Here is an 8,964-nt window from a genome sequence, read left to right as displayed (position 1 = left end):
CATATGAATCTTTCTAATGAGTTGTTTTGTCGCTTTTCATTATAGATCATATGGGACTTTTTTTCTACAACAAAATAGGCTCCATAATATCCATAGGGGATTTACCCACTACAAATATTATAGAGCCGATAAAAAGGAACATGGTGTTGTTCCCTTTTTTGTATCAATTTGTATCACCAAGCATTTTCATAAGGAAGTCTGTTATTTCTTGAGGACTTTCTTTTTTTCCATGTGCAATCCAAGTTTGGCAAACACCAAAAAGTGCGTGAGTTAGATAGATGCTACTGTATTCTAATTCAGTGGTATTGAGATTCAGTTGCATAAATCGCTTTTGTAAATCTGTACTGAGCATGATATGAAGTTTATTTCGTAAGAAATTTTGGATTTCTTTGGTTCCATTTTCGGAAAGAAGGGCAGCCAGAAGTGGTTCTGACTCTAGATATTCAAATACTTCTAAAATAGCCTCTCTTTTGTGATAAGCATGTTTTTGAAAAATATATTCAAATGTATGAAATAGCTTGCTTTGATAGTGCTCAATCATATCATACTTATCCTTATAGTGAGTATAGAAGCTGGAACGACTAATTCCGGCTTTTTCTGCTAACTTGACAGTAGAAATTTGATCAAATGGTTCTTCCATTAGTAATTGGACCATAGCATTTTCAATAGTTCGCTTTGTTTTTAAGCGTTTGTTACTTTCTTGCATATTTCCTCCTTGTAAACAAATTAGACTATGTGTCTAAAAATTGATTTTTTATCTTGTAATTTAGATTTTTTAATGTATAATCTATTATATCAAAATTTTAGACAATATGTTTAAAAAAGGAGAAACTATGTTTAAAGAATGGAAAGCAATTTTTAAAAAACCAACCTTTATTATTGTCATGATAGGAATTTCTCTTATTCCAGCTCTGTACAATATCATATTTTTATCCTCAATGTGGGATCCATATGGTAAATTATCTGATTTACCTGTAGCAGTTGTCAATAATGATAAAGAGGCTTCCTATAATGGTAATAGCATGTCTATAGGAAAAGACATGGTGTCCAATTTAAAAGAAAATAAAACCTTGGATTTTCATTTTGTAGATGAAGAAGAAGGTAAGAAGGGCTTAGAAAATGGTGATTACTATATGGTAGTGACTTTACCAAGTGATTTATCTGAAAAAGCAACTTCTATTTTAACGGATCACTCAGAGCAAATGCAAATAGATTATCAGACTTCAAGTGGTCATAGTTTTATTGCAAGCAAGATGAGTGATTCTGCTATGACACAATTAAAGCAGAATGTTTCTACCAATGTAACCGAGACCTATACTAAGGCTTTATTTAACAAAATGGTAGATTTAAAGGATGGGATGAGTCAAGCAGCTTCTGGTAGTGAAAAATTAACTGATGGAGCGAATCAGTTAGCGACAGGAAGTCAAACATTAACTACTAACCTACACTCTTTAGCAGATTCAAGTGTAACATTTTCAAATGGAACGGAACAGTTTACTAAAGGATTATCCTCTTATGTCTCTGGTGTTGAACAACTTCATCTTGGCTTAGGGAATTTTAATAGTGGTTTAGTTACATATACTGGTGCAGTGAGTCAATTAGATAGCGGATTAGGCCAATTATCTTCTAAAAGTCCTGAATTAGTGAGGGGAATTAATCAATTGTATACTGGTGTAGAATCTTATACTGGCGGTGTTTCTCAGCTCAATGCTGGTCTTAATCAATTTTCATCTGGTGTTAGTGCCTACACCAATGGAGTGGGAAGTCTTGCAACAGGTGCTAATCAGTTATCCAATCAATCAGCTACACTTCGAATAGGGGTAGAGCAATTAAGTGAAGGGATTCAACAACTTTCTAGCAAGTTAGAGGCTTCGTCTGAGCAAAAAAATCAAATTAATCAATTATCCTCTGGTCTGAATCAGTTAAATCAAGCTATTCAAAATACTGATGTTGGAGATACAAGACAATTAGATTCTGTTTTATCAAGTATAGTATCTCTTTCTAATCAAATGCTAGCAAGTGCTCAGTCTGAAAAATCAACTACATTAGCAAATATTAAATCGACAGCAGCTTATCAATCATTGACAAGTGAGCAACAAGCTGAGATAAGTGCTTCTGTATCTCAAAATTCGACTGATAGTATTCAATCAGCTCAGTCAATTGTAGCTTTAGTTCAAGGTTTACAGGGAAGTTTAGAAAACTTACAAAATCAATCTTCTAATCTTTCGATTTTAAAAAATCAAGCTAATCAAGTATTACCGCTTGCTTCTACTTCTTTGACAGGATTGTCAAGTGGATTAACAGAAATACAGGGAGCTGTTAATAGCAAATTAGTTCCTGCTAGTCAGTCGATTACATCGGGTGTAAATGCATATACTGCAGGTGTCGATAAAGTTTCTAAAGGCGCAAGTCAACTAAGTGAAAAAAATTCCACCTTGACAGGTGGTTTGGACCAACTAGTTTCAGGATCAACTACCTTGACACAAAAATCTTCTAGCTTGACAGCAGGAGCTGGTCAATTAGTTGAAAAAACTCCAGAATTAGTATCTGGTATTGAAAAATTATCAACCGGATCCAATCAATTGAATCAAAAGAGTCAAGAATTGATAGCAGGAGTTGATAAATTACAGTCAGGATCTAGCCAACTAGCTGACAAATCCAGTCAGTTAATTTCAGGTGTTTTTCAATTAGAGAATGGAGCTAATAAATTGGCAGATGGAGCTGGGAAACTAGCAGAAGGTGGAACAAAGTTAACTTCTGGCTTGGAAGGTTTACAGACAGGACTTGCTTCTTTAGGACAAGGACTAGGTAATGCTAGTAATCAACTCAAGTCAGCATCAACAGAATCTAAAAATGCAGAAATTTTGTCAAATCCTCTCAGTCTTTCCAAAACTGACAATGATCAAGTTCCTGTAAATGGAGTTGCAATGGCTCCTTATATGATATCAGTTGCTCTCTTTGTTGCAGCATTATCAACGAATATGATCTTTGCGAAGTTGCCTTCAGGACGTCATCCAGAGAGCCGTTGGGCTTGGTTGAAATCTCGAGCAGAAATAAATGGTATTATAGCTGTTTTGGCAGGGATTTTGGTATATGGAGGAGTTCATATTATTGGTCTAACTGCAAATCATGAGATGAGAACATTTATTCTCATTATCCTAACAAGTTTAGTATTCATGTCCATGGTGACCGCTTTAACAACATGGAATAGCCGTATAGGAGCTTTCTTCTCTCTTATTTTGCTTTTATTACAGTTGGCATCAAGTGCAGGTACTTACCCACTTGCTTTGACAAATGATTTCTTTAGAGCTATTAATCCCTGGTTACCAATGAGTTATTCAGTTTCGGGATTACGACAAACAATCTCTATGACAGGAAATATTCATCATCAAGTCATTTTCCTTGCCGTGATACTAGCTCTATTTATTGGTTTAGGTATGCTAGCCTATCAACCTAAGAAAATGGAAGAAGATTAAAAAAATCGACCGATTAATTGGTCGATTTTTTATGCCTTAGATGACTTTCGTCTGTGATTATAGGTTCCAAATAGTAAGAGAGAAGTAAAGGAACAAATTGCTCCAGTAATAAAACCATTGGGAATAAAGGAAAGTGTAATAGTTCCTTTCCCTTTAGGAATATCAACTTTCATAAAACCAGTTTGAGCTTGTTTAATTTCTATTTTCTTACCATCTTGGTAGGCAGACCAACCTTTGTCATAAGGAATGGTGAAGAAAATAGATGTATCTTGTTGGACATCATATGTAGCAAAAACCTTGTTTTTAGAAGTTGATACTGTTACAGGCTGTTCTTTGATTTTTTGAATTGCCTCAGTTAAAGTTTGGGTATCTAAACGATAGAAGGTAGGAGATTCAAATGATACTTGTAAATTTTCAGGGAAACTAACATTGATATTGAAAGTCTTTTTCTCTTTTGTATAGCCTAGATTAAAGAAGGAGAAGACATTATCAGTTGTAAAAGTTTTCTTTTCTCCATTTACAAGGATGTCAACTTTTTTTTGTTTGTCATTAGAAAAGTGAAGGTTTATGAAAGAAAGATAAACTTGACTGTTTTCGGGAACCTCAATTTGATACTGGATTTCTGCATCCTCATTTGAAGAACTTGTAACACTAATCAAATCATCAGTATTTTCAGTTTTTTCATAAGGTATTGGAGAAAAATAATCAAAATCGACGTTAGCAAGTTGATTTAAAAACGAGGCTTGATTATCTAAAGTATGTTCATTGAACTTGACATCATTGTAAACAGATTGACTAGCAAAGGCAATTGGAAGAGAGAATTGATTTTCATATAGGGCAAGATTATCTTTTTGATATACAACTTGGAAACCATACTTATCAATAGGGGTTTCCGAGATATTGTACTGGATTCCAAATAAACTATCAGCCAAAATACTATTATTGGCATAACGGAGATTAAGATTAGTCCCAGAGGATTTAAACCCCAGTTTATCCAAAGTAGAGCTTGCTGAACGATTTCGAACAGAAGAAAATTGAGAGATTCCATTGTAGTTGAATTTCATACTATCATTTCCTGTCTGAGTCTCTAGTTTCTCAGTACGAGAAAATTGATTCCCAATATATGTTGAGAAAGATTCCATAGCTGGGATATCTCGATTATAAGCACTTAGAGAAGCAAATCCCCATTCCTTAGCAATTCCGTCCATTTGAGATGAAGCATTTAAACTCATTTCAACCAGTATAAATAAAGAGATTAGAATGGCAAATAGATTTACAGAGATAAACTTTTTAATAGTTGCAAGGAGTAAAAGAGAATAGACAACCAAAAATTCAAGAGTCAGCAGAATATTCAAATCTGTTAAAAAAGAATAATGCGATTTTAGATAGATGGTAGCTAAAACTCCTGTTACTACAAGAAAAAGCGAAGCTAAAAAATTCCAGACTTTAATTTCTTGCAGACGAATTAAGACTTCTGCTGCTATGTAAATTAACAAGGTAGAGAAAATCCAAGCATAGCGATGTAAAAACATATTGGGAGTATGCATACCTTGCCAAAATAAATCAAGCACTTCTATATAAAAGCTTGCAATTAGAAATGCAAAGAAAATTGCATAGATAAGTTTCACGTGAAACTTAATGGATTTAAGTGTAAAAAATAAAATGGTCAAAATAAAGGGAAGTAGTCCAACAAAAATCATTGGGATAGCCCCATACTTTGTTGTATCAAAGGAACCAATGAATTGCTTAGCAAAGAGATCAAGATACCAGCTAATTTCAGTTTGAAACTTTGTAACTTCAGTCAATTTTTCCCCATGTGTCTGTAAATCAAACAGAGTAGGAAGAGTCAGAATCAAACTAGCCATACCAGCTAAAAAGGAGGTAACAACAAAATCAAGAACAGATGATTTTCGAGTTTTAAAGTCCCACGAAATTTGACAGAGATACCAGAAAATCAGAAACAAAGCTGTCATATAGCCAAAATAATAATTTTGAATAAATAAGATTGACAGACTTGTAAAGTACAATAGGAATCTCTTTTCAGTTATCAGTAGATGTAAACCAGCGATAATTAAAGGAATCAAGATAAAAACATCTAGCCAGGTTTTTATCTCTAATTGACTGACAGAGAAACTCATCAGAGCATAGGAAGTAGATAACGCTAGTTTTAAAGGCTTAGGAATCGATTGAAATAATTTATTTAAACTAAAGTGAGTTGACAGTCCAATTAATCCAAATTTTAAGAGAGTTGTCAGATAGACAGCATCTGGCATATTCGACAGATTAAAAAAATAAACTAGAGGTGAAAGGAAACTTCCCAAGTAATAACTAGATAGGGCATAGAAATTTAATCCGAGACCACTTGTAAAGGTGTAAAACAGACTACTATTTCCATGTAGGATATTTCGTAAAGCTACATCAAAAATAACGTATTGATGAAACCCATCTCCTAATAGTGGAGATGTATCGCTATTCCAGTAGATACCTTGAGATAGATATACTCCTATCATAATGATTACGGGAATGATGAAAGAAACAAAATAGGTCCAATATGTTTTAAAAAATAATTTCATGTTACCTCATAAAATGTTAGAAAACTCAGCTGGTTAACCCAACTGAGTTTTGAATTTTTTTAGTCTTTCCAAAGTTCTTTAACTTTTTCTTGTACTTCTGCATTCTCTAGGAATTCATCATAGGTTTCATCAATACGGTCAATGACGCCATTTTTAGACAAGACAATGATATGGTTAGCTAGAGTTTGAATAAACTCGTGGTCATGACTGGCAAAGATGATTGATTCTTTAAAGTTTTTCAATCCATCGTTCAAGCTTGAGATAGATTCCAAGTCCAAGTGATTGGTTGGATCATCAAGTACAAGGACATTTGATTTTAAAAGCATAAGTTTTGAAAGCATGACACGCACTTTTTCTCCCCCTGACAAGACGTTTACAGGTTTGTTAACCTCATCCCCAGAGAAGAGCATACGACCAAGGAAACCACGCAAGAAGGTATTGTCATCTTCTTCTTTACTTGCAAATTGACGGAGCCAGTCAAGGATAGATTCACTCCCAGCAAAATCAGCTGAATTGTCTTTTGGTAAGTAAGAGCGACTAGTTGTAACCCCCCACTTGACAGTTCCTTCATAGTCGATATCACCCATGATCGCACGAATCAATGCAGTTGTTTGAATGTCGTTTTGACCGATAAGAGCTGTCTTGTCACCTGGACGCAAGATAAAGCTGATGTTGTCAAGAATAGTTTCACCATCAATCTTGACAGATAGATTTTCTACTGTCAAGAGATCGTTTCCGATTTCACGTTCAGCTTTAAAGTTGATAAAAGGATATTTACGACTGGATGGCACAATTTCTTCAAGTTCAATCTTATCAAGCATTTTCTTACGTGATGTTGCTTGTCTTGATTTAGAAGCATTAGCAGAGAAACGAGCAACGAATTCTTGTAATTGCTTAATTTTTTCTTCTGCTTTAGCATTACGGTCTGCTAGCAATTTAGCAGCAAGCTCAGAAGATTCTTTCCAGAAGTCGTAGTTTCCGACATAGAGTTTGATTTTTCCAAAGTCAAGGTCGGCCATGTGAGTACATACTTTATTTAAGAAGTGACGGTCATGGGACACGACAATAACGGTGTTATCAAAATCAATCAAGAAATCTTCTAACCAAGTAATAGATTGGATATCCAAACCGTTGGTCGGCTCATCCAAAAGAAGGACATCTGGTTTACCAAATAGAGCTTTAGCAAGGAGTACTTTCACTTTGTCTCCATTTGCAAGTTCACTCATATTTTGGTAATGAAGATCTTCAGGGATATTCAAGTTTTGCAAGAGTTGTGAAGCTTCACTCTCAGCTTCCCAACCACCTAGTTCAGCAAATTCACCTTCAAGCTCAGCTGCACGAACTCCATCTTCATCAGTAAAGTCTGCTTTCATATAGATAGCATCTTTTTCTTTCATGATGTTGTATAGTTTTTCATTACCCATGATAACAACATCAATAACACGTTCATCCTCATAGTCAAAGTGATTTTGACGAAGCACAGAAAGACGTTCATCAGGTCCAAGAGAAACATGACCAGTTGTAGGTTCGATATCACCAGCTAAGATTTTTAAAAATGTTGATTTACCTGCACCGTTAGCACCAATTAAACCATATGTGTTTCCTTCTGTAAATTTGATGTTGACCTCATCAAAAAGTTTGCGATCACTAAAACGTAGTGAAACATCAGATACTGTTAGCAATTTTTTTCTCCTATTATATGTAATACTATAATTCTACTAGAAAATCAGCAAATATTCAAATTTTTCTCTGTCAATTATTTGTAAAGGATGTTTACAGATAGTTTACAGTTAAGGAGTTGGAATCGTAATTATTTGATAAAAAAAATTACCTGTCTTTTTATCAAAAAAATGCTATAATTGAAAGGACTATATCAAAGGAGAATAAGATGAATAAACCCATTATTTTAACAGGAGATCGTCCAACGGGGAAATTACATATTGGGCACTACGTTGGTAGCTTAAAAAATCGTGTCTTATTACAGCAAGAAGATAAATATGACATGTTTATTTTTTTGGCTGACCAGCAAGCTTTAACTGACCATGCAAAAGATCCACAAACTATTGTAGAGTCTATTGGGAATGTTGCTTTGGACTATCTTGCAGTGGGATTGGATCCAAGTAAATCAACAATCTTTATTCAAAGCCAGATTCCAGAGTTGGCTGAGTTGTCTATGTATTATATGAATCTAGTTTCATTAGCTCGTTTGGAACGAAATCCGACAGTAAAAACAGAGATTGCTCAGAAAGGCTTTGGAGAAAGTATTCCGACAGGATTTTTGGTCTACCCGATTGCTCAAGCAGCTGACATCACAGCTTTCAAGGCTAATTATGTTCCTGTTGGGACAGATCAGAAACCAATGATTGAGCAAACTCGTGAAATTGTTCGTTCTTTTAATAATGCATATAACTGTGATGTCTTGGTAGAGCCGGAAGGTATTTATCCAGAAAATGAGAGAGCAGGGCGTTTGCCTGGTTTAGATGGGAATTCTAAAATGTCTAAATCACTCAATAATGGTATTTATTTAGCTGATGATGCGGATACTTTGCGAAAAAAAGTAATGAGTATGTATACAGATCCAGATCATATTCGCGTTGAGGATCCAGGCAAGATTGAAGGGAATATGGTTTTCCATTATCTAGATGTTTTTGGTCGTCCAGAAGATGCTCAAGTAATTGCTGAAATGAAAGAACATTATCAACGAGGTGGTCTTGGTGATGTGAAGACCAAGCGTTATCTACTTGAAATATTAGAACGTGAACTTGGTCCTATTCGTGAGCGCCGTATCGAATTTGCTAAGGATATGGGAGAAGTTTATAATATGCTTCAAAAAGGTAGTGAAAGAGCGCGTGAAGTTGCGGGTCAAACTCTATCTGAGGTTAAAGGGGCAATGGGACTCAATTACTTTAACTAAG

Annotated in this window: 5 protein-coding genes; 2 read left to right on the top strand and 3 right to left on the bottom strand. The window is 34.9% G+C overall.

Going from position 1 to position 8,964, the window contains the following annotated elements:
- Nucleotides 1-163 precede the first annotated feature (163 nt).
- Nucleotides 164-706, bottom strand: coding sequence for a TetR/AcrR family transcriptional regulator (locus tag QM959_RS03045; protein WP_247935494.1), 543 nt, complete (start codon nt 704-706; stop codon nt 164-166).
- A gap of 127 nt (nt 707-833) precedes the next feature.
- Between QM959_RS03045 and QM959_RS03040 the strand changes: the two genes are divergently transcribed.
- Entirely contained in the window at nt 834-3,476 is a 2,643-nt protein-coding gene (locus QM959_RS03040; RefSeq protein ID WP_414371397.1) for a YhgE/Pip family protein, read from the top strand.
- Nucleotides 3,477-3,505: 29 nt separating this feature from the next.
- Here QM959_RS03040 and QM959_RS03035 read toward each other — a convergent pair whose 3' ends face one another.
- Nucleotides 3,506-6,049, bottom strand: coding sequence for a YfhO family protein (locus QM959_RS03035; protein WP_414371395.1), 2,544 nt, complete (start codon nt 6,047-6,049; stop codon nt 3,506-3,508).
- Nucleotides 6,050-6,108: 59 nt separating this feature from the next.
- On the bottom strand, nt 6,109-7,731 hold the full coding sequence (locus QM959_RS03030; RefSeq protein ID WP_414371392.1) for an ATP-binding cassette domain-containing protein: 1,623 nt from the start codon (nt 7,729-7,731) through the stop codon (nt 6,109-6,111).
- 206 nt (nt 7,732-7,937) lie between these two features.
- Between QM959_RS03030 and trpS the strand changes: the two genes are divergently transcribed.
- Nucleotides 7,938-8,963 carry a tryptophan--tRNA ligase gene (gene trpS / locus QM959_RS03025; protein WP_414371390.1) on the top strand — a complete coding sequence of 342 codons (1,026 nt, stop codon included), beginning with the start codon at nt 7,938-7,940 and terminating at the stop codon, nt 8,961-8,963.
- Nucleotide 8,964: the final 1 nt, after the last annotated feature.

Source organism: Streptococcus mitis (assembly GCF_047459985.1).
Taxonomy (GTDB): domain Bacteria; phylum Bacillota; class Bacilli; order Lactobacillales; family Streptococcaceae; genus Streptococcus; species Streptococcus mitis_DZ.
The sequence above is the reverse complement of the archived record's forward strand: the minus strand, read 5'-3'. Positions and strand labels throughout refer to the sequence as shown.